Raw genomic sequence first — 19,597 nt, 5'->3', positions numbered from 1 at the left:
GCCGCCCCATCGGGGCGGCTCTCCATATCAGGCGGCTAATGCCGAGTGGTCAGTTTCAGTCTGGTTTTCTTCAATCGCTTTCGGCTGCGGAGCGCATAACCACGCAGGAACCCAGCAACTGTCTTTCAGACGATCTTCGGCAAGCTCGGCAGCATCGCCCTTCTTCATCTTCGCCGCATCGGACGCTGCCCCTTCCATTCCAGCCTCTTTCAGGGATTCGACAATCTGGTCATGCTTAACGCCTTTGAAATATCCGTCTTTGGTTGGATGCCACCAGTCGCGAAAGTTGAAATCGATCGCAGTCTCCAGCGCGTCAAGTTTGCTTCGGGAGGTATGACCGTTATCGCGAGTCTGAACACCGTCAACGGAACAGGCCGTACAAAACGCCATAAGAGACATGAGCACACCACCATCCAGCGAGAAGAACGAGGTTAAATCCTGTCGCCAGCCCTCTGGTAAAAGCGCCTCAAGACGCTCACCTTCGGTCCGGATTGCGGTATATGCTTTACCCTCCTTGCCCGACGGCGCATTCATGGTCTGTGAGTAATGACCGACAGTCACGCGAACACCAAATGGATTATCCTGCTCTCCACGCCCCGTAAAGACCTCAGCACACATACGCCATGCCAGCAGCGCCACGGCTTTGGTTGGTTGGTTCATCAACGCTGCCTGAACAGCAAGCGTCCTTTCAGACGACATTTTCAGCAGTTGCGGCGCGGTAACCCCTTCGGTGATATCTTTTTTGATCGAAGTCACCGCAGGTACAGGATCCTCCCCACTTTCCGTTTCTCCGTTCTCTTTTGTCGGAAGGTCTTCAATACGGCAGACACCGCGCTGAATGACCAGTTCGCCATACTGGTAGCTGACCACAACACCCGCAGAGGCTTTAATCCCATCCGTCCAGGCACGTTGTCCTGCTTCTTCCTGCATACGACAGATTTCGGCATCAAGCTCGTCAGCTTCATCACAGGCACTGTCAAACGTATTAAATTTCTCTTTCAGTTCATCCAGACGCGCCTGTTCTTCATCGGTATAGACGGTTTCTGGTTTTTCCAGCAGCAGGTAGTCTTGCCCGTCCTGACCATAACGACCTACCGCTTCCGGACGCCCCATACTCCACGACCAGCCCTCGCTCAGTTCGTGTTGCAGTGCAATCGTGTCCAGTTTTTCCTGTACAAGGCGCTGAACCAGTACGCTGTCAGCCGTTCCAGCCCCCTCTTCCTTGGAAAACAAATCTTCACGAACCACACCGCCAGCGGTTTCATATGCTTCACGACCCACAAAGAGAAAGGCTGAACTGGTAACAGAAATTTCGGTTTCTGTGATCGCACGTTTAAGTAAATGAGCCTGAACAGATCCCCACTGCGCGTAGACGCTGTCAAACACCTGAACCTGACGTTCCTGACTGGATTCGAGGCACAGAGCCTGACACTGCTCAACAGTGATTTCATCCTGTGCGAGCTTATCCAGCAGTGCTGGGGCAAGGTTTGCCAGTTTCAACATGCGCTGAACATGGCGGGAACCATAGCCCAGACCATCACCAATCTGCGCAGCGGTTTTGCCCTGCGCCGCCAGCTTACCAAAGGCCATAATTTGCTCGGCAGGGTGCATCGCCTCCAGTTCATTGTTTTCAGCGTAAGACGCTTCAACAGCCAACTCGTCACTGACACACTTAACCGGAACCTGATAATCGGCACCAATACGTCCCGTCTCGCACAACAGATTCAGTGCGGTGAGACGTCTACCACCTGCAGCAACTCCGGATTTGCCCTCCGGCAGCATGTGAACCACGAGGTTATGCAGAAGCCCGAGGTTTTCAATCGAGTTAGCCAGACGTTTAACACTGTCAGCGGTGTAAGGGATGGTACGCACGTTCAGCGGAGATTTAATAAGATCGGACAGCGGAACGTATGTGATAACAGCGGAATCAAGCGCACTTTTCAGTTCTGCGCTGATAACTTTATTCTTCGGATTGGCCTTTTTGGCTGATTTTGCTTTAACATTTGCTACTGACATCGTTATTTCCTCCATTTTAATGATTGTCGCGTTCTGCGGAGGTGCATCTCCGCAGAACACCTTTCGTTTACTGCTGTACTGCCCTGCCGTGACTTTTCAGGTAGCCGTTCAGTACCTGTCCGGCATCCGGCTGGAAATTCCAGACCCGTTCAATCAACTGCTCATGTTCGTCACGCATAACTAACTGAAAATGCGATGACTGGTCGTTTTCTAACGTCACATTGGAGTAATACGCAGACACGTTTTTCGCGTCTTCGCGTGTAAAAGCGCCCAACGGAAGCAGTGGCGCAGGAGCATTGACGACTTCGCCATTCAGCAGCGCCGCCAGCGCATGATCCTCAGCCGTAGGCTGCCGTAATGACTCAGGCTGATTCAGAAAATCCTTCAACGATTTGCACATCACAAAACCCCTCTGGTCTGGTTTTCAGAGGCAAAGCCTCTCCTGCCGTCCTCTTTCTGGTGTTTTCACACTCTGCGGAGGACCTTTCCGCGAGAGCGTAACGGGCACGGCCCGGTGAAGCTGTCCAGGATTAGCGGGAAATTTATTCCGGCTCGTCCGGAAAAAATTTGCTGATAAAGCCCCGGCGGTCCTGGCCAGCAAGACGGGTTGTGGCGGTATCAGCGACCGGAAAGGCACTCAGCAGGGAATGAACGCAGAGGAAGTGGCGGGAGAGAGACGGCAACGTCAACAACGTTGCCCCTTACACCCCGGAACGGGGTGCATCGAGCGCAGGAACGGCGCGACAGGGCGGCGCGACCGGAACGGTCGCTGCAAGCCAGCCTTTGACGTTGCGACAGCCTGGGATGGAAACCCGCTGCCCGAAGGTTTACCGGAGGGCCGGGCAGAGACAGCGCAGCTGGCTCGGTGCGAAGCATGACAGCCCCGGTTCCCGAAGGGAAGTCGCCCGGGTCAACCAGCCCGTGGAAAAAAAGTATCTGAAAGCCCCGGTTTTTATCGTTCTGGTTATGGTTCTGGCCCACGCCCACGCCCACGCCCACGCCCACGCCCACGCCCACGCCCACGCCCACGCCCACGCCCACGCCCACGCCCACGCCCACGCCCACGCCCACGCCCACGCAGGTCAGCATGTTTCAGAAACGACAGCAGGAAAAGCAGATTTCAGAACTGATTCATCACCGGCTTCACCGGCGGAGGGAATGCGCCGCAGGCGCTTTCCCCTGCCGTCATCCCGCAGGGATGACAGGGTTTTCCCGCGCGCGAACAGGCGGCTCATTGGCCGCCTCCGGGACTAATATTTAACTTTTTGCTGGATAAACTGGCCGCCGATAAATAGTTGCTCGCGACGAGTCAACAAATCACAAATATCGTCAAGGAGCATTGGCGTCGTTATGGGTCTGAGGCCTAATTCCCTGCGGCGTTCGTTAACCAGAGTTTTGTAGTGTTTCAGAATTTTGCGTGTTTCAGGTGTCATTTTCATAGGGAACCTTTTTCCGGCAGGGTTTCCCCTGCCTTATCAGAATTAGCGACGAAAAACATAGCCATCAATGAAGTTGAAAGTGTCGATAAACAAATCACGGGCAAACGCGTCATAGTCAAAGTAGCCGCGCAGGCTCTCAGGGATAGCCGCCAGCAGGCTGTGTTCGTTCACGTAGTCCACAGCAAAATCTTCTTCGCTCACGGCCTCGCCATAGTAGGCGTCTTCGAACGCGTCAAAGTCGCATTCGCCGCTGTATTCGGCCCACGCGATAAATGCCGCGTCCTTACCTACATCCTTCGCCTGTTTGTAGGCATCGATGAAATCCCAGTCCACAGAGCTTTCAGAGGCAAACTGAGAAGGAATGCCTTCCCAGTCCTGAAACATCAGTTCCGGGTCATGCTCATTCGCGTGGAGCGCGTGACAGGCTTCCAGAAAGTCTTCTTTCTCGTCGAAATCGGTCAAATCAAACCATTTTCCGGCCAGGCTGCCACAGTTGTATTTGTGATAAGTGCCAACGTATACCGCCGGGGTGGTGGTGCTGATAGTGTTCATGGGTGTTCCCTCCATAGTCCAGGTTATCTGAGTACCGGCTTACGCCGTGCCGACACGACAGCCCGACGAAAAGCGGAGGATGCAAGGTCGGAAGCGGAGGCCGCAGCGCAGATAAAGCAGAGGCGGTCTGGACGGTTTTTCTGCGAATTTTTGAGCAGAAAAACAACGGGAAGAACGCCGATAATCATCAAAAATAACTGCGACCGGGTGACGGTGGAGGTGGCGCCAGCCACGTGCCTTGCATACGCAGCGGTCGGGCTAAAGTGAAGGCACGGCGTTAGCCGCAGACCGCACGAAATCTCATCCCGCGCGCGCCCGTAACAGCGTGGAGGTCGCGCTGGTATAGCGGAGCAGCGCGACATCCGATTCCTGTTCAGAACTGCGGGGCAATCTGCCCCGCCCGTCGGTCACGCAGCAATCCGGATTCCGGAGAATGACCGCATCATCGCGTCAATTTCGACGCGGGCCTCGCTGACCGCATCACGTAACCAGCGGCGCTCAAACCATACGCGTGATGGGCTGTCCGGGTGACGCAGCGCGAACGGTACGTCCGTGACACCAACAACGCGACCGCGACATTCGAGACGGATCTGGAGGCGACGAAACGTTTCCTGCCCGTCGAGGACGGCTTTCAGGCGCGCGTCGAGAGTGTCGTTATCCCACTCGGTATCATCGCTTCCGGCTTCCACTTCAATCACGGAGAGCGTGAAGTTGCGCGTCCGGCGGGTAAACACCAGAGGATCAGCAGCAGGACGCAGGGCTTCTGTCAGGCGGTATCCGGCAGCGGCGACACAGCTACAGACATGGTTGATTTCGTCTCGCAGGGCTTTCAGGAGGCACAGGATTTGTTTTACCGACATCCCGGCAGGACAGTTATCGTATTCCAGCGAAATCGTGCCAGCGTGGGCTTTGCGGTGGCCCAGCGAGTTGCGGTAAAGACGAACAATCAGATCGCTCCCGCCAACTAATGGCAGCAGTTCATTCAGTGCGCTATCCGGCATCAGGCCACGCAGCGCAATTTCAGGCAACAGGCGCAGCAGATCGGACGCCCCCAGTTGGCCATAGAAAGCGACGCCTTCCCCACGCGAATAATTCAGGCTGGTATCGATATCCATCGTGGCTGGCCAGCCACGGGCAACCAGCGTGTTACGGGTGTGACGGTGCATAAAGCGATAAGCGGTGGTCATAGTTTTCTCCTTGTCTCGACGCGGCGACTGCTTCGCCGTGCCGATACGACAGCCCGACGATCCGCGGGAAATGCAAGGGCGGAACCGGAGGCCGCAGCGCAGATAAAAGCAGAAACGGTCTGGACGGTTATCGAGCGAAACCTGAGCGAGAGAACGACGGGAAGAACGTTGAAAAACATAAAAAATTTACTGCGACCGGGCGATGGTGGAGATGGCCCGGCCATGTCCCTTGCATTAACCGCAGTCGGGCTATAGTGGAGGCACGGCGTTGACACCCGCCGCGACACCGGCGCGGCATAAAAAGCGGAGTCCACGACATCCTTATGGCTGATTTGGCGGGCTGACAATGCAGCCCGGCCACGGTTAGCGGGTGAATTCGTCCCAGTGTTCGTTGAACTGATTCTGAACCCGCGGGCTTGTCAGATCACCGGTAACAACCCAGGCATCCAGGAATTTAAGCTCCTGCAGGATAGAACTTTCAACATCATCAAGCAGTGTGATGCTGTTAAACCAGACCGACTTTCCGGAACGATAAGCCCATCGGCAGCCATCACTCTCTTCCAGGCATTCCTGCCACCAGGTTCTCCCCATATAAACAACCCCGGCTTCCGCCAGCGCCAGACTCTCCGCCTGGATCAGGAAATATGCCGGAAACTCAAGATCAGAAACTTCGATATCGACGCCAATCAACCAGGTATTCATTATTTCTTTGCCTCTTCAATCGCCCACTGCAGGTGATCCCAGTTGAAACCGATATTGGCATCATGGCATTCATCAGCGAGTGCCATCGCAGCCTCAATCGTCTCGTTGTCCAGCGTGTTATCGAGCGAAAGGAAATCGTCGGCCAGCCAGAACGTCCCTGTACAAAGTGCATCCAGAGGATGTTGCTGCAATCTGGCAATCATCCCCGATACAGTCATTTCACGACGCCACAGACCAGGTGTCGGGAAAACTGCGTTGGCCACATCAAACCACTCCCAGTCTCCTGGCGGTACCGGCCATTTCACCATTTCGGTCTGAACGCCTGGTAGCCGGGACAGACGCTCAAGGATCTCCCCCAGGGAAAACTTATGGCCACTTACATCGTCACTGGCCAGACAGTGGCCATTGAGAAACACCGCATGCTGGCCATCATCCAGCGTAATACACGTCAGCTTAAACATATTTCCCTCCTTAACCCGGCACCCATCTGCGCCGTGCCGACACGACAGCCCGACGATCAGTGGTTAATGCAAGGGCGCCAGCAAGGCCGGTAGCCGGTAATAGCAGAGGCGTTCCGAACGGGTTTTCCGTGAAAATTGAGCGGAAAACCGACGGAAGGAACGACGATAAGACGTTAAATCACAGGCGGCCGGGTGCAGCTGGCGGCGCAGCTTCCCTTGCATTCACCACAGTCGGGCTATAGTGAAGGCACGGCGCACCCATGCCTGAAGATGGGATAACCAGACGCTGCCGGTTCAATACCGGCAGTGGATGGCTGGGGAGAGATGATGAGCCCCGGTTTCCCGGGGACGTCTTCAGGAAAAGCTGGAGGTTAATTCCCGATCGTGGATGATACGCTGGCGTACCTCGTCAGCCAGAGCATGAAGCGCTTTCAGCGGTAGCCAATGGCGTACTGGCGCTCCCGGACGAATAATGCAAATGCCGGCGCTGCGGTCACCTTCGCGGACCATATCAAAATCACGGTAAATCGCGAGGCCAACGGCAACAACTGCGGCCCCGTGGTGAAAAATTTCTGTCAGCCATAGTTGCTGTTGTTCAGCATCCGGGCGCATCAGCGGCGGCATATCATTCCACGCTTCACCAAAAACCCAGAAGTGGCGTGTCTGGCGCTCAAAAATATTAATCCCTTCATACTGGGCTCCGGTCATGTCGTTAATAATGCCGGCATCAATGAAGATCTGACGGCACAGGACCATCAAATCGGCTTCAATCGCTTCAGTCAGGCCAATACAGATCGGGTTCGCCTCCTCAAAATCAACCCGAACACAAGGATCACCTTTCAGGATTTCGCCGCTGACGCTTGCACACAGGTTGAGATCACTGCACATCTGCTGCAGGCCATGGACCGCACGGGTATCAAGATGGCCACGTGAAGCAATCGCCGGCAGCATCGCCATAATAGATTCGGTAGTGACATGGCCCGAAATAGTGAAGCAATAACAGTTTGCATCAGGCTGGACAACGACTGACGACGGCCAGTTGTTTTCTGACAGGATCTGACGGCTGCGGGTTGGTGCAAGAGTCATATAAAGATTCATAGGGTACTCCTTCGTTTGATTTACCGGGCTTCTTCTGCCGTAGCTTTTACGTACGGGAGGATATCTCCCGCCATAAGCGACAGGCGGCAACGTGCCATCAGGCAAAAATCAAGTTCCGGAGGCAAAGCCGCAGCGCAAGCGACCAGAGGGAGTGCGAACGGGTGCAGCAGCAGGCGACTTTATTTTTGCCGGCACGGTGCAACTGTTTAAGCGATGGCTGGAGATAATCTGACTGCAATAGAGCAGCAAAGTGACTTCATTGGATATACCCACATCGTTATCCCCCGATTCTGTGGATAAGTAACCCAGCTCTCAACGAGTGCAAGGTACCACATCACCGGTGGAGTTTTTCCAGGAACTACAGAGGGTTAAAGGCAGCAAAAAATCAATACTTGAAAGTGTCTTCAATAAGGCAATAATACTGTATATGCAAACAGTGTTATTTGAGGTGGTTATGTTTGAGTTTATACGTGCTGACAGCAATCCAGAGTTGACGCCCATCCCTCTCTATAGCGATCGCTGCCAGGCTGGGTTTCCCTCACCGGCCCAGGACTACGTGGAGGCCGAATTAGACCTGAACCAGTACTGTATATCGCGGCCCAGCTCAACCTACTTTGTACGAGCTATCGGCAACTCGATGACCGACATCGGCCTGCATTCGGGCGACTTGATGATCGTCGATAAAGCCGAACAGGCTCAGCACGGAGACATCGTCATAGCTGAGATAGAGGGAGAGTTCACGGTTAAGAGATTGCTGCTGAGGCCACGGCCTGGACTGCAGGCGATGAACCCAGCCTACCCAACTCTATGGCCAGACCCGGAGAACCTGCAGATCTTCGGTGTCGTGACGGCATTTGTGCACAAAACCCGGGGACATGATTGATGTTCGCCCTGGCTGATGTGAACAGCTTTTATGCGAGTTGTGAGAAGGTCTTTCGTCCTGACTTACGTGATAGACCAGTGGTTGTTCTTAGCAATAACGATGGTTGTGTTATAGCCAGATCTAAGGAAGCGAAGCGGCTTGGAATCAAAATGGGGATCCCCTGGTTTCAGCTAAAAGCAATGCAGTTCCCGGAGAAAGTCCTAACGTTTTCCAGTAATTATGAGCTGTACGCAAGTCTGAGCAACCGGGTCATGGCACATCTGGAAGAATTGGCGCCCCGCGTTGAGCAGTATAGTATCGACGAAATGTTCCTGGATATTCGCGGCATCGATGGCTGTACTGACTTTGAAGATTTCGGACGGCAGCTGCGCGAGCACGTCCTAAGAGGAACCGGACTGACAATTGGTGTCGGGATGGGACCGACAAAAACTTTAGCAAAATCAGCACAATGGGCTTCTAAGGAGTGGCCGCAATTTGGGGGCGTGCTGGCCCTGACTACTGGCAATCTCCGTAGGACAGAGAAACTGCTCTCACTGCAGCCAGTGGAGGAAATCTGGGGGGTTGGTCGCCGCATAGGCAAAAAGCTGAATACATACGGCGTGACAACTGCGCTGCAGCTGGCGCGCATGAACCCTGCCTTTGTACGCAAGAACTTTACCGTGGTGCTGGAGCGGACAGTACGCGAGCTGAACGGTGAGGCCTGTATATCTCTTGAAGAGGCACCGCCCGCAAAGCAGCAGATTGTCTGCAGCCGATCATTCGGAGAGCGCATCACGACTTACGAAGCGTTGCGACAGGCTATCTGCCAGTACGCCGAACGCGCGGCTGAAAAATTGCGGGGAGAACATCAGTTCTGCCGGCACATATCGGTCTTTATCAAAACCTCCCCTTTCGCAGTCAACGAAGCTTATTACGGCAACGTGGCCAGTGAAAAGCTTCTAGTGCCTACACGCGACACCCGAGACATCATTAATGCCTCAGTAAAAGCCCTGGACTGTATCTGGCTCGACGGGCATCGATATGCAAAGGCTGGAGTAATGCTGAATGACTTCACCCCTACGGGAGTAGCACAGTTAAATCTTTTCGATGACGTTAAGCCGCGGGAATGTAGCGAGGAGCTAATGAAAGCCCTGGATGGCATAAACCATTCAGGGCTCGGGAGGGTATGGTTTGCTGGGCGCGGAATAGCGCCGGACTGGCAGATGAAAAGAGAAATGCTGTCGCCGGCATACACAACTAAATGGACTGATATACCGTGCGCCTCAATTTGAGTATCAGAGAAAGCTCTTCATTTTTTCTCGGGCTTCTTCCAGTCGCTGCTGCTCATCATCCTCTACGACTTCGGGCTTGATTGCAGGGGTAAACTGCCCAGCTCCCAGTTCCTGAAGCACTGAGCGAATATCAGCCTGCGTAGGTTTCCATCCGGTGGTCTGGCTGAGCAGCCCGGTCAACTGGTCAGCTGTAAACTCCTTGTTCAGCATCGCGGCCAGAAGCGCGGGTAATCTAGGATCCAGTTGCTGCAGAGCCATTCCGGAAATAAACGCATTCCGGAACAACTCGCCCCGGGTAGAACGGGGAACGGCTTCAATGACTTCCAGAGCCTGTCTGTCTGCATCCTTCTCAGGATGCAGATATAACGTGAATTTTTTCCGTTCCTCACTCACTTCATTACTCCCCTTTAAATACGGCGATCGCTTCTACCAGTGCGGTCTGTGGAGAGGCCATCATAACCACTTTCGGGCCCAGATGTTGCCATGCCGCCTGGACTGCCGTTTCGATAAGCGGTGCACCACCACCGACAATATAAACCCGGTTTACATGACGGAAATCGGCAAGGTCATCCACCACCCGAGCCCCCAGACTGGCGATTGCGCTTTCAATGGTATCCATCACCAGTGGGATTTTGCTCTCGTCATTAATCACCTGACGGACAAAATCCATATCGTGGCGGTGTTTTATCAATTCATCAGCCACCATGGCACTGGTATCACTTGAAGCCATACGAAGCGCACTGAGGGCACTCTGAGTGACCATTGACACACCAATATCCGAATTACCATGAATGGCACTGACCGCATCAAACTGCCCGACAATGACGCCAACATCTAGAGTCGTCCCGCCAAGGTCGATTACCAGCGATTTCTCGTAAGGCCCGACACTGTCTTTTACCAGACGGGTAAACACGGCAGGCAGGGATTCCGGCATAACTTCAACGTGTTCAATACTGAACGTCTCACCTTTATTCAGTTTTACCGGCCGCATAAGGTTGTCGATCTTGCGCTGAATGTTGAGCTCATTCTTCTGGCATTCTTTTGTATAGAACTCACTGATAGGCAGTGTCACCGTCAGTGAAACAGCCTGTGGCTTCAGCCCGCTGTTAAGTAATGCATGATGTACAGCCAGAACATTCACATCCGTGTACTGATACTCAATATGAGTCGTCAGGATGGACTGATTGCTGACTTCATCATAGGTGTACTTCTTGCCATCGAGCTCATAGTTAAAAGTCTGTCGATTTCCCAGCCCCTCTACCTTCCAGCCGGTACGGAACGAGTTCGCAGATACTGACGTCTGCAGCTTTTTCCCGGCATACCAGGCAAGTTTTACGTTTGTTGATCCGTCGTCACAGAAAATATTCATTGTCATTCCTTAGCCCAGATATCGATAACACTCAAAGTGAGTATTAACAATTATTCTCACGGCAGTGCAACTACTCACTTTGAGTCCCTTCGAACATGATAATATCAAAACAAACTCATAATCAAATCATTTGAACATCGAAAACACATTATTTTAATATTACTTTAATATCATACTGAGTTGAGGTAACTTTCACCAAAAAGCATCGCTATCGGTTGACATGACAGCCAAAAAAACTATCATCATGATATTGTTTTAATATTAAAAAGGGATTGCAATGATACTTACGATAGCTAACACAAAAGGTGGCGTAGGTAAGTCTACGCTCGCGGTCAACATTGCCGTAAAAAGAGCCCTTCAGGGGAAAAAAGTTTGGTTAGTCGATGGTGATAAACAGGGTTCGTCGCAAACAGCTATTTTGGTTCGTTCAGAGGACGGTGTTGAGCCAGGTATTGCTTGCTCGCATTACCCTGAAGGTCCGGTATTAAGGAGCCAGGTTTTACAACAGAAAGATAACTTTGACGATATCATCATCGAATGTGGGGGCCGAGACTCCACTGCTATGAGGGCAGCTCTGACAATCACAGACGTCCTTTTAGTCCCTTCAGCACCGGGAAGTTTCGAAGCTTGGGCTATGGATGCCAACGCCGAACTAATCAAAGAAGCGCGGAGCATAAGAGATGGGTTGGTCTGCTATTCGCTTTTGAACAAAGCAGATACTCAAGCCAGATCCTCCTACAACAGAGATATGCTGGAAATGATGGAAGAGTACAAAGAGGACATCCCAATCCTCGACAAAGTCATCTATCAAAGAAAAGTCTACGCCAATGCTGCAGGCAGTGGAAGGACCGTGAGTGAACTGAAATTACGTTCGCATGAAAAGATTGCAGTGCAAGAGCTAGATACTCTCATATCAACACTATTTGAATAGTTAAATGCAATCAAAATAATATTAAAGTAATGTATAGGTGATATGAAATGGCGCTCCAAAAAAAACCCAAAAACCAGCAATCTGTTTCAAATAATGAGGCAGTAGAAAACTTCATAAACTCAGCCCCCGATGCAAAACTCCCCGCGTCGAAGGGAGTTGTTAAAGGTAAAAAACAGCAGATCACAATCACGATGGACCCTGAACTGATTAAGCGTATAGATGAAGCAGCTGCAGAGAACGGGCAATCGCGCGCTGCTTTCATTAATATGTCATGCATAAACATACTGGACTATGGTTTGCAAATTGCTGGCAAGAAGAAAATCAGCGACTAAAAACATTAAAACACAATGAAAGCAATTTCAATTTGATGTTGTTTTAATATTAAAACAACATCAAATCAATCTTTTCTGAATCTTACTGCTATCTTAGATTTTTTTTATCATCGCAACAGCCTCAGCCCCGGACATCTGAAACTGTACCCGGTGCCGTGCCGCCACATCGAGTGCAAACACCTTCGTGTAGACCTCCGTTGAACTGATACTCTTATGCCCCATCAGACTCTGCAGCACCTTCAGCGGAATACCGTTGTACAGCATATGCATGGCATAGGAATGCCGAAAAGTATGTGGAGTCACCGCTACCGAGAATGTCACACCGTCGGCCGCAGCGGATTCAACCGCTTCACTCAGCCAGGTTCTGACGGTGCGGTCCGTAATTTCCCAGATGCGTGCTTTCTCTGTTCTGCCAGTACGTTTATTTCGGCGCTCGAGGGGAATTTTCAGCGTGGCCACCATCATCTCCAGCTGACTGACGTACTGTTTATCTGACAGCGGCACCAGGCGATGAGCCTGGCTGCCAGCAGGCATTCTTCCTGCTGTTCTGGCCGCCTTTTCTGCCCGCTGTTTCAGGGTGGCCAGCTGCACAAACGGGTAGGGTGGCGCCAGCGAAAAATCACTCCGGGTCAGCGCCAGCGCTTCGTTAATGCGCGCGCCGGTATTCCACAGCGTGGCCAGCAACATCTTGCGGTGCAGATCGGGGACATAATGGAGTAGGGCGCTTACTTCCGGCGCCAGCAGATACTTCGGCAGTTCGTCCTGGACGATCGCCATCTGACGCAGGGCCAGAGCCGCCGGGTAATCGATGGCCACAGGTAGCTGTGCTGCAGGAACATTGGTTTGAGTGACCGGCATGAGATGACTCATTGCTTTAACACCCCGGAAAATCTGAAGGGCCGATAATAAACATCACCAGGCCGTCGCGGCAACGTTCAAGCTCCGCCTCACTGGCAGAAGAAGACAGCCTGTGCAGGTTCGCGGGGGTCGCGTCCAGAGGATATAAATCCTGGCTGAACAGCGACAGATTATCTTCACTGCATGTGAGACCTGCCGCTCCCAGATACCGGGAATAATCAGACAGTATGGACCGGCGTTCTGCTTCAGGCAGTGACTCAAAATACCCCAGATACTCATCAGTAAAAGCAGAATCGGCGATCCCCCTGACCACGCCGGCCATTTCCTGACAGATATCCAGCTGCAGCACCGCCGCAGGGAAGATATCCTCCCGGTGTCCGCCACAGGATGCGGAGGCCAGCCGCCACTGACGGTTGGTGCTGACCGGTACTGTCCGAGTCGACGCAAGCACCAGGACCGGCAGTTTACCCGTCCACGTTTCAAAAGGTTCGTCAAAATAATCAGCAGGAATATCGGCAAGAGCCATTCCATCCCATGTTGACACTGTCATGTTGCTCCTCGTTATAGTTTATATGCGGCGGGTAACCAACCGGGAGCCGGCGGCAGCGGAGAACAATTCCAGGGATGTTGCGCTGCCAGTTCCTGAATATCGTCGTCATACAGCCCAGTCCCGCCAAAATCAAACGCCGGCCAGCGCTGGCAGGCATAGCAGTAGGCCAGAAAACCCTCATCCCGCTTCCGGGTCAGCCAGTACACCCAACTGATGGCGTAAATGTCCTGCGAGTAAGCCCCCCAGGCCACAAAAAACGCAAAGCGGGTCCAGTGGGCCAGTTCGGGGTAAAGTGGACGCATGGCAGCCAGTTCATTCAGCGTCTGCTGGTCAAGACTGAAATCCTGCTCTTCCGTGTCGGTAACAAATGTCTCCAGATCAAACTTAAACTTTTCCATCCAGTGTTCCTTTATTATTGAGAAATCCCGCCTTACCCTCTGTTAATGCTTCTATCTGAAGCTTGCCCAGAAGTCAGGCCGAATGTCATACAGCATTGTGTCACCAACATCAGCCAGCTTTTCATCAAATTCCCCCTTATCGGGAAGACAACCATCCTTGACATCAGAAACGTCGCTTAACTCTCTTAGATGCCAGAATTCGCAGTCTGGCTCCTGGATAGCAATAACAAAACCGTATGAATTCACCAGGTAACGCGGATTAACCGGATATTCTAAATCCCTAATCCATAATGGAGTGCTGTTTGGGATACCAAGAGCCATTCTTATTTCCAGTAATGTCCTGTTACCAGTTCGACCAGCAGTACATCGTTTACACATAAAATAGTCACTCAGAGTAATTATTACGGGCGGCAGATCTGTCTGCGCACAACCCTGCGTCTGTCACCCGGATGATTTTCCCCTGCCGTCATCATTTATAAGAGGATAATGAGCAGGCATATAGCCACGCCGTTAAATTACCGGATGGCCGTTTCGGTGTGATCCGATTTATTGCGTATTTAACAGTTTCCGGAAGTGTACCACGCACACGAAATAAGCAAAGCGGCAATATCTGCCCCTGCGCGACGGATCACGGGGAAGGGGATAAACACAACATATAGAAGAAAACGCAGCTGATGGCATGGCACATGTTGTGTTTCTGCGCCGCTGCGCGCCGGTGGGAGGAAAGAAGATCCGGAACAGACAATTTTCGGATCTGCACGGTGGGAAACCCGTAAAGAATATGATAATTAAACAAAATACATAAAATCATATCAGATTTGATATTTATCATTAATCATATAACCATATCTAATATGATTATTGCACACAGAGTAGAAAATCACTCATGATATGATTTTTTTACTCAAGCGACATTTTCAGACGGAGCGTGCAGGATGGATGAGAAAGAAGTGAATTTTTCACTCAGCTATGAGCAACTGACCCGGATAGCGGAAGAACGTATCCGTGAATGCGAGCTGGACAGCCAGGGCGCCAAATACATCAGCGAATCGAGTAAGGCCAGCACCCTTCTGGGATTCTGGTATGAACTGGCCATTACTGGTGCGCCAATGAAAAATTACGAACAAACCAAAGCGCTCATCGACGCCGATCATCAGCGTCTCAGAAAGCTCATCTGGCCAGAGACGGATAAGTAATGACTAAGACACGCCGACCATCGCCGCTGCAGCGGCGGGTGCTGATTGTGCTGGCCGCCCTCGATGCGAAACGTCCGGGACCGGTGGCCACGCGGGATATTGAGCGGATGCTGGAGCAGGGCGGGGACGCCCCGGTGTACGGGCCGAACCTGCGCGCCTCCTGCCGGCGTATGGAGGCCGCAGGCTGGCTGCGCACCCTGCGCGCCCCGAACCTGCAGCTGGCCGTCGAGCTGACGGACGCCGGCCGTGCGCTGGCCGCTCCGCTTCTGGCTGACGAACAGGCGCGTGTCCTGGCGGAGCAACGCACGACGGAGATCCGGGTTCTGCCCCTGGTCCGGATAAAACCGGTATACGAGTCTGACAGGTTCGGTGACGACCGGCCGGTGGAGCTGGACGGTCGCTGGCACCTGGCGTGCCGGGGCGACTACGTTATCCGTCTCGACGGCACCACCTGCCTGCAGCTGTGGAACACGGCCGGGCAAGTGATGCGACAGGAAGGCGACCCCCTGCAGGTGGCTGAGTGGTTACAGGCCTGTCACGATGCCGGCATTGATATCCGCCTGCAGATCAACGAAAGCACCGCGCCGGAACAGGGTACACCTTCACTGAAAGGGGCTGAGTTTCCCGGCGGGCAGGCTGCAGACACGACGGAAACCTGGTACCGGTACCTGCTGAGGGCACTGCGACAATACGATGTGCAGGGGCTGTCCGCCACAAACCCGGAGCACCTTAACGCAGTGAAGCCCGGCAGGCGTAATAAGGAACAACCGCTACAGGAACGTTTTCTGGCACTGGCGAAAACGGTGGAAGGGACCCCTGGTGCCCTTCGTTCGGATCGGTATGAAGAGGATGCCGGCCCGCTGCTGACAGAGTTGCTGGACGGATTCGGGTTCACGCCGGACCAGGCTTCCCGCCTCATCCGCCTTATCCGCTGGCCGCTGATGAGTCAGGAAGAATATGACCGGCGCGAGCTGAACAGCCTGCTGGATGAACTGGAACAGCGACAGCTGTACTGCAACCGCGAGCAGCTGACTGAGATTGTGTTTTCACCGGTCCGCCAACCCGGCGAGCGCTGGACTGACCGTCTGCAGTGGCTCCTGATTACGGACGGATTCGGGTTCTGCAGTCCGCTGTCCCGTGACGCAGGCGCCCGGGCGTTGGCGATCCTGGCCGGCTACACGGGGCAGGAGGTGGCGGAACATCTGGCCACGGTGATCGTCTGGAACAACCACAGCGCGGGGACGCCGTCATGAGCACAGGCAACGTCCATTTGATTGTAACCTGCACGCGCCGCAAAACCGTGCCTGCAGGTGATGCGGTCTTTCCGGATGAACGTGACGTGGAGAGAGCTTACGGGCTCTGGATGGAAAGACTGGCGCAGGCCCGTCGCGGATCGCCCCCCATGACCGCCGGCGAACTGTATACGGGCCAGCACTGGTGCAGGGCAGTTGCAGCTGCGGCGCGAAACGGTGCCGAAATGTGGGTGATTTCAGCTGGCCTGGGGCTACTACATGCCTCTGATCCCGTGGTCCCGTATGAGGCGACATTTTCCTCGATGCCGTTCTGCCATCGCACTCACTGGGAACGACTGACAACACGTCCACTTTCGGAACGACGGTGTACCTCCCTGAAAATGCTGATGCAGACAAGGCCTGACGATCGGTTTGTAGTGGCGGCCTCCCCAGTATACCTGCGTGCCGTGGAATCAGACCTTCTCGCGGGAAGGTACACGCTACGAGCACCTGAACAGTTGACGGTTGTCACCTCAAAAGGCTATCAGGGCAGCCTGAAGGACAGTGTCCGGTATACGAGCGCAGGAATGATGAAGGGGCTGAATACCAACATGACAGGATTAAATATTAGTTATGCCGTGCAGTTGATTGGTAATGAGGAAGATCGCAGCAGAACAGCACATGAGGTATATGCATGATCCGCCTGTTATGTTCAATAGTTATGATCGTTCTGACGTTTTCTGCCAGCGCGGATGTCAGCGGCAGGGTTGTGCGCGTGCTGGATGGAGATACCGTTGAGATTCTTGAAACAGGGAACAGAGTGACCCGTGTTCGTCTGGCCGGCATTGATGCACCCGAAAAGAGCCAGCCCTTTGGCCAGCGCTCCCGTCAGGCTCTTTCATCGATGGTGGCGCAGCGAACCGTAACCGTCACGGGAGGAGATACGGATCGTTATGGACGGCTATTGGGTACGGTGTGGCTTGACGCTAAGGACGTGAATGCCGAACAGATCCGTAAGGGACTGGCCTGGGCGTACCGATATCACGGAAAACCCATCAAACCTGACTACGCTGCCCTCGAAGACGAAGCCAGACGTCTGGCAATCGGACTCTGGTCAGCCCCCGACCAGACAGAACCCTGGCGTTGGCGGAAGCAACATCAGGGATAAGGCTCTCTCAATGACGCCCTGAATCCGAACGTTGCCGACAGCAGGGGAAACCGATTACCTGTGCCTGTGTGAAAATGCCTGCATCCTGTGCTACGAGTTCTCACGATGCCAGGCGGCCGATTTGACTGCCAGTGCCAGTGCGCGTCCTTCTCCTTTCTTTTCCTGTTATACATAGCAACACGCAGATATATATTGACGGAAATAAAATGCACTTAAGTTAAAACTAATGGACATATCAGAACATAACCTATAAATTTATATATGTGCAGTAGAAACAAGTCTAATTAAATATATATCATTAACAATTTCCTCAGGAGTTCTAAAATGAATAAGAAGAGTGACAGAACCTTTCCTAAACCATTTTATTTTGCAGTCCTGTATGTAATAACGTTTTCCTTTTCTTACGCATGTTTATCTGAAATTCAACTAATTGTGTCAAATAATAATTCGCAAATTGATGCGGTGTGGCCATTAAACTGGATTACAGATCCGAACCAACGCATCTATGGTGCAGCTTTTTTAGGAGTGCTTATCTGCTGGGTTATTAATATTGTTTTCAACAAAGTTATTTTTACAAAGTATAAGAATTCGAGAAAACAATCCATCTGAAGCCCATACCTTTTAGGGATGGCGGACGCTTGTTCGCCACCTGAGCTATGCCACACGTTGTACTCCCTCAAAACCCTATCCCAAACTTTCCCTCGTTCAGCGCGTAGTTCTTTTCCTCATCATCCAGTACTCTGAGAGGAACTTTGTTTAGTTTGCACATGATACCCCCCATTTTGGTGGTTTGAACGTAAGATTACGGGTATTGATACCTTATTCAACTATTACTTTTATCCAGCTATTTGATACATAGTCGATACCGTTAATAATATCCACTGCATCGGTATCACATATTACTGTAGTTGTCCCGTAAAAAACACTAACCCATAAATATCACCCCTGAATATTTACGCTACAAACAGCTATTACTTTGTTGTCTTGTTGACGAGGTCTTTTGTACACATGCTGTCGAACGCTAAAATTTATGCTCAACGGAAATTTCGGCAGTTCCAGCGGCTACCGGTATAAACGGAGAATAATTATGCCGCGTGGCGGCATAAAGGCGCCAACAGATGTTAAATATTACACTGAAAGTGAGTGGCGCCGTTGCCCGGCGTAGCCGGTTACAGTTCTGATAGGTTCCACCAATCCATCCCTTCCCCCTGTTAAGCCATAATCCGCAAACAGGCTGTACAGAAAGCTATGTGCGCCGTCGGAGTGGTCACGACAAGGCTTAGCCGCAGTCGGGGCGTATCTCCGCGTTAGCGGGCCGTTAGGACCGCTTACGGGCGTGTTATCCTGGACCTGTCGACAGTATAAATTAAAGCAGCTCAGAATCTAGTTACAACATCCATCATTAAAAGCGATGTCTTCCGGCCCTTTGGGCCGGGTGGCGGCGCTTTTCAGTGGTGAGTTTGTGTGATGAGTTGAAGATTTGGAAGGTCAGTTACCAGATGTTGGCAGTTTATAAAGTTTTGCACCCTGCCCGCCATTTTTGGCGGGAGCTACTTTAAGGCGCAAAGCGCCTGAACCGAACCGGCGCGGACAGCGTCCGCTGCAAGGGCGGGCGTTATACACATGTCCACAGGACAGGTGCTGAATAGGTTTTATTTTTAAAAGTAAGTAATAACTGAAGTTTAAAAGAAAGAAGATCGGGTGTTTAAAAGGATCATCGTAGTTTGTAAAGAAACCATTTAGTGGTTTGAACGATATCCTTCCAGTGGATTGAAGCAATAGCCTCTTGTAGTTTGTGTGGATAAGTAGAAGAACAACGAAAAGCGGCGAAACATTGGGCGATCGGTCACAGAAATGTGTGACCAACCAAGGTCGGATTTTGTTTAAGTTTATTCACCCCGAGGTCTACAGGACGAGTATGTCATTCAGAGACCTGAAACAGGGACTTGGACAG

The 19,597-nt window shown here is 52.4% G+C and carries 25 protein-coding genes; 9 read left to right on the top strand and 16 right to left on the bottom strand.

Annotation, left to right across the window (positions count from 1 at the left end; genetic code table 11):
- Positions 1-27: 27 nt before the first annotated feature.
- From OGY18_RS23930 to OGY18_RS23885, 10 genes are all read right to left on the bottom strand, one after another.
- A complete protein-coding gene (locus OGY18_RS23930) occupies positions 28-2,016 on the bottom strand; it encodes a ParB/RepB/Spo0J family partition protein (protein ID WP_069325151.1) in 1,989 nt (662 codons plus the stop codon).
- 67 nt (positions 2,017-2,083) lie between these two features.
- Positions 2,084-2,416, bottom strand: a complete 333-nt coding sequence (locus OGY18_RS23925) for a DUF905 family protein (RefSeq protein ID WP_077223967.1) — start codon at positions 2,414-2,416, stop codon at positions 2,084-2,086.
- Positions 2,417-2,634: 218 nt separating this feature from the next.
- Complete coding sequence (locus OGY18_RS23920; RefSeq protein ID WP_286554617.1) at positions 2,635-3,105, bottom strand: hypothetical protein; 471 nt, start codon at positions 3,103-3,105, stop codon at positions 2,635-2,637.
- Positions 3,099-3,251: a hypothetical protein gene (locus tag OGY18_RS23915; RefSeq protein ID WP_153754024.1), complete on the bottom strand. Its 153-nt coding sequence runs from the start codon at positions 3,249-3,251 to the stop codon at positions 3,099-3,101. The genes OGY18_RS23920 and OGY18_RS23915 overlap by 7 nt, the downstream gene beginning before the upstream one ends.
- 15 nt (positions 3,252-3,266) lie before the next feature.
- Positions 3,267-3,455, bottom strand: a complete 189-nt coding sequence (locus OGY18_RS23910) for a hypothetical protein (protein ID WP_048227667.1) — start codon at positions 3,453-3,455, stop codon at positions 3,267-3,269.
- 42 nt (positions 3,456-3,497) lie between these two features.
- Positions 3,498-4,007: an antirestriction protein ArdA gene (locus OGY18_RS23905; protein WP_053389743.1), complete on the bottom strand. Its 510-nt coding sequence runs from the start codon at positions 4,005-4,007 to the stop codon at positions 3,498-3,500.
- Between the two features lie 407 nt (positions 4,008-4,414).
- The gene (locus OGY18_RS23900; RefSeq protein ID WP_053389742.1) at positions 4,415-5,194 is read right to left on the bottom strand and encodes a YubG family protein; all 780 of its coding nucleotides are present in this window, start codon (positions 5,192-5,194) and stop codon (positions 4,415-4,417) included.
- A gap of 363 nt (positions 5,195-5,557) precedes the next feature.
- Positions 5,558-5,896: a hypothetical protein gene (locus OGY18_RS23895; protein ID WP_053389741.1), complete on the bottom strand. Its 339-nt coding sequence runs from the start codon at positions 5,894-5,896 to the stop codon at positions 5,558-5,560.
- Positions 5,896-6,357, bottom strand: coding sequence for a hypothetical protein (locus OGY18_RS23890; RefSeq protein ID WP_072206635.1), 462 nt, complete (start codon positions 6,355-6,357; stop codon positions 5,896-5,898). Before OGY18_RS23890 ends, OGY18_RS23895 begins: the two co-directional genes overlap by 1 nt.
- 354 nt (positions 6,358-6,711) lie before the next feature.
- Positions 6,712-7,455, bottom strand: coding sequence for a hypothetical protein (locus tag OGY18_RS23885; RefSeq protein ID WP_053389740.1), 744 nt, complete (start codon positions 7,453-7,455; stop codon positions 6,712-6,714).
- Positions 7,456-7,909: 454 nt separating this feature from the next.
- Between OGY18_RS23885 and umuD the strand changes: the two genes are divergently transcribed.
- Positions 7,910-8,338, top strand: a complete 429-nt coding sequence (gene umuD, locus OGY18_RS23880; protein ID WP_048227699.1) for a translesion error-prone DNA polymerase V autoproteolytic subunit — start codon at positions 7,910-7,912, stop codon at positions 8,336-8,338.
- Positions 8,338-9,609, top strand: coding sequence for a Y-family DNA polymerase (locus OGY18_RS23875; RefSeq protein ID WP_053389739.1), 1,272 nt, complete (start codon positions 8,338-8,340; stop codon positions 9,607-9,609). Before umuD ends, OGY18_RS23875 begins: the two co-directional genes overlap by 1 nt.
- 3 nt (positions 9,610-9,612) lie before the next feature.
- Here the strand turns inward: OGY18_RS23875 and OGY18_RS23870 are convergent, their stop codons facing one another.
- Together OGY18_RS23870 and parM are read right to left on the bottom strand one after the other, a co-directional pair.
- Complete coding sequence (locus tag OGY18_RS23870) at positions 9,613-9,936, bottom strand: plasmid partitioning/stability family protein (protein ID WP_232926361.1); 324 nt, start codon at positions 9,934-9,936, stop codon at positions 9,613-9,615.
- Positions 9,937-10,006: 70 nt separating this feature from the next.
- The gene (parM, locus tag OGY18_RS23865; RefSeq protein WP_048227674.1) at positions 10,007-10,978 is read right to left on the bottom strand and encodes a plasmid segregation protein ParM domain-containing protein; all 972 of its coding nucleotides are present in this window, start codon (positions 10,976-10,978) and stop codon (positions 10,007-10,009) included.
- A gap of 277 nt (positions 10,979-11,255) precedes the next feature.
- Between parM and OGY18_RS23860 the strand changes: the two genes are divergently transcribed.
- Together OGY18_RS23860 and OGY18_RS23855 are read left to right on the top strand one after the other, a co-directional pair.
- Positions 11,256-11,909 (top strand): AAA family ATPase, encoded by a 654-nt coding sequence (locus tag OGY18_RS23860; protein WP_048227675.1) that lies wholly within the window; start codon positions 11,256-11,258, stop codon positions 11,907-11,909.
- A 47-nt stretch (positions 11,910-11,956) separates the two neighbouring features.
- A complete protein-coding gene (locus OGY18_RS23855) occupies positions 11,957-12,241 on the top strand; it encodes a ribbon-helix-helix protein, CopG family (protein WP_053389737.1) in 285 nt (94 codons plus the stop codon).
- Between the two features lie 93 nt (positions 12,242-12,334).
- On the opposite strand, the gene OGY18_RS23850 is transcribed toward OGY18_RS23855, so the two are convergent.
- Genes OGY18_RS23850 through OGY18_RS23835 form a run of 4 tightly spaced genes read right to left on the bottom strand, consistent with a single transcriptional unit; the run spans position 12,335 to position 14,368 of the window.
- Complete coding sequence (locus tag OGY18_RS23850; RefSeq protein ID WP_053389736.1) at positions 12,335-13,111, bottom strand: site-specific integrase; 777 nt, start codon at positions 13,109-13,111, stop codon at positions 12,335-12,337.
- 4 nt (positions 13,112-13,115) lie between these two features.
- On the bottom strand, positions 13,116-13,649 hold the full coding sequence (locus OGY18_RS23845; protein ID WP_069325153.1) for a hypothetical protein: 534 nt from the start codon (positions 13,647-13,649) through the stop codon (positions 13,116-13,118).
- 11 nt (positions 13,650-13,660) lie between these two features.
- The gene (locus OGY18_RS23840; RefSeq protein WP_053389734.1) at positions 13,661-14,047 is read right to left on the bottom strand and encodes a hypothetical protein; all 387 of its coding nucleotides are present in this window, start codon (positions 14,045-14,047) and stop codon (positions 13,661-13,663) included.
- A gap of 51 nt (positions 14,048-14,098) precedes the next feature.
- Positions 14,099-14,368 carry a hypothetical protein gene (locus OGY18_RS23835; RefSeq protein WP_053389733.1) on the bottom strand — a complete coding sequence of 90 codons (270 nt, stop codon included), beginning with the start codon at positions 14,366-14,368 and terminating at the stop codon, positions 14,099-14,101.
- A gap of 614 nt (positions 14,369-14,982) precedes the next feature.
- On the opposite strand from OGY18_RS23835, the gene OGY18_RS23830 reads away from it, so the two are divergent.
- From OGY18_RS23830 to OGY18_RS23810, 5 genes are all read left to right on the top strand, one after another.
- Complete coding sequence (locus tag OGY18_RS23830; protein ID WP_053389732.1) at positions 14,983-15,243, top strand: hypothetical protein; 261 nt, start codon at positions 14,983-14,985, stop codon at positions 15,241-15,243.
- On the top strand, positions 15,243-16,496 hold the full coding sequence (locus OGY18_RS23825; RefSeq protein WP_053389731.1) for a hypothetical protein: 1,254 nt from the start codon (positions 15,243-15,245) through the stop codon (positions 16,494-16,496). Before OGY18_RS23830 ends, OGY18_RS23825 begins: the two co-directional genes overlap by 1 nt.
- Positions 16,493-17,173: a DUF6884 domain-containing protein gene (locus OGY18_RS23820; RefSeq protein ID WP_053389730.1), complete on the top strand. Its 681-nt coding sequence runs from the start codon at positions 16,493-16,495 to the stop codon at positions 17,171-17,173. The genes OGY18_RS23825 and OGY18_RS23820 overlap by 4 nt, the downstream gene beginning before the upstream one ends.
- Positions 17,170-17,643 (top strand): thermonuclease family protein, encoded by a 474-nt coding sequence (locus OGY18_RS23815; RefSeq protein ID WP_053389729.1) that lies wholly within the window; start codon positions 17,170-17,172, stop codon positions 17,641-17,643. Before OGY18_RS23820 ends, OGY18_RS23815 begins: the two co-directional genes overlap by 4 nt.
- 324 nt (positions 17,644-17,967) lie before the next feature.
- Complete coding sequence (locus OGY18_RS23810; protein ID WP_053389728.1) at positions 17,968-18,252, top strand: hypothetical protein; 285 nt, start codon at positions 17,968-17,970, stop codon at positions 18,250-18,252.
- Positions 18,253-19,597 lie beyond the last annotated feature (1,345 nt).

Origin of the sequence: Citrobacter sp. Cpo142 (assembly GCF_030332425.1) — a bacterium.
GTDB classification, from domain to species: Bacteria; Pseudomonadota; Gammaproteobacteria; order Enterobacterales; family Enterobacteriaceae; genus Citrobacter; species Citrobacter portucalensis.
This window is presented reverse-complemented; position numbering and strand designations above follow the sequence as displayed.

Excerpts from the sequence above, each read along its gene's own strand:
- OGY18_RS23930 (WP_069325151.1), bottom strand. The coding sequence starts at position 2,016 with ATGTCAGTAGCAAATGTTAAAGCAAAATCAGCCAAAAAGGCCAATCCG.
- OGY18_RS23925 (WP_077223967.1), bottom strand. The coding sequence starts at position 2,416 with ATGTGCAAATCGTTGAAGGATTTTCTGAATCAGCCTGAGTCATTACGG.
- OGY18_RS23920 (WP_286554617.1), bottom strand. The coding sequence starts at position 3,105 with ATGCTGACCTGCGTGGGCGTGGGCGTGGGCGTGGGCGTGGGCGTGGGC.
- OGY18_RS23915 (WP_153754024.1), bottom strand. The coding sequence starts at position 3,251 with ATGAGCCGCCTGTTCGCGCGCGGGAAAACCCTGTCATCCCTGCGGGAT.
- OGY18_RS23910 (WP_048227667.1), bottom strand. The coding sequence starts at position 3,455 with ATGAAAATGACACCTGAAACACGCAAAATTCTGAAACACTACAAAACT.
- OGY18_RS23905 (WP_053389743.1), bottom strand. The coding sequence starts at position 4,007 with ATGAACACTATCAGCACCACCACCCCGGCGGTATACGTTGGCACTTAT.
- OGY18_RS23900 (WP_053389742.1), bottom strand. The coding sequence starts at position 5,194 with ATGACCACCGCTTATCGCTTTATGCACCGTCACACCCGTAACACGCTG.
- OGY18_RS23895 (WP_053389741.1), bottom strand. The coding sequence starts at position 5,896 with ATGAATACCTGGTTGATTGGCGTCGATATCGAAGTTTCTGATCTTGAG.
- OGY18_RS23890 (WP_072206635.1), bottom strand. The coding sequence starts at position 6,357 with ATGTTTAAGCTGACGTGTATTACGCTGGATGATGGCCAGCATGCGGTG.
- OGY18_RS23885 (WP_053389740.1), bottom strand. The coding sequence starts at position 7,455 with ATGAATCTTTATATGACTCTTGCACCAACCCGCAGCCGTCAGATCCTG.
- umuD (WP_048227699.1), top strand. The coding sequence starts at position 7,910 with ATGTTTGAGTTTATACGTGCTGACAGCAATCCAGAGTTGACGCCCATC.
- OGY18_RS23875 (WP_053389739.1), top strand. The coding sequence starts at position 8,338 with ATGTTCGCCCTGGCTGATGTGAACAGCTTTTATGCGAGTTGTGAGAAG.
- parM (WP_048227674.1), bottom strand. The coding sequence starts at position 10,978 with ATGAATATTTTCTGTGACGACGGATCAACAAACGTAAAACTTGCCTGG.
- OGY18_RS23860 (WP_048227675.1), top strand. The coding sequence starts at position 11,256 with ATGATACTTACGATAGCTAACACAAAAGGTGGCGTAGGTAAGTCTACG.
- OGY18_RS23855 (WP_053389737.1), top strand. The coding sequence starts at position 11,957 with ATGGCGCTCCAAAAAAAACCCAAAAACCAGCAATCTGTTTCAAATAAT.
- OGY18_RS23850 (WP_053389736.1), bottom strand. The coding sequence starts at position 13,111 with ATGAGTCATCTCATGCCGGTCACTCAAACCAATGTTCCTGCAGCACAG.
- OGY18_RS23845 (WP_069325153.1), bottom strand. The coding sequence starts at position 13,649 with ATGACAGTGTCAACATGGGATGGAATGGCTCTTGCCGATATTCCTGCT.
- OGY18_RS23840 (WP_053389734.1), bottom strand. The coding sequence starts at position 14,047 with ATGGAAAAGTTTAAGTTTGATCTGGAGACATTTGTTACCGACACGGAA.
- OGY18_RS23835 (WP_053389733.1), bottom strand. The coding sequence starts at position 14,368 with ATGGCTCTTGGTATCCCAAACAGCACTCCATTATGGATTAGGGATTTA.
- OGY18_RS23830 (WP_053389732.1), top strand. The coding sequence starts at position 14,983 with ATGGATGAGAAAGAAGTGAATTTTTCACTCAGCTATGAGCAACTGACC.
- OGY18_RS23825 (WP_053389731.1), top strand. The coding sequence starts at position 15,243 with ATGACTAAGACACGCCGACCATCGCCGCTGCAGCGGCGGGTGCTGATT.
- OGY18_RS23820 (WP_053389730.1), top strand. The coding sequence starts at position 16,493 with ATGAGCACAGGCAACGTCCATTTGATTGTAACCTGCACGCGCCGCAAA.
- OGY18_RS23815 (WP_053389729.1), top strand. The coding sequence starts at position 17,170 with ATGATCCGCCTGTTATGTTCAATAGTTATGATCGTTCTGACGTTTTCT.
- OGY18_RS23810 (WP_053389728.1), top strand. The coding sequence starts at position 17,968 with ATGAATAAGAAGAGTGACAGAACCTTTCCTAAACCATTTTATTTTGCA.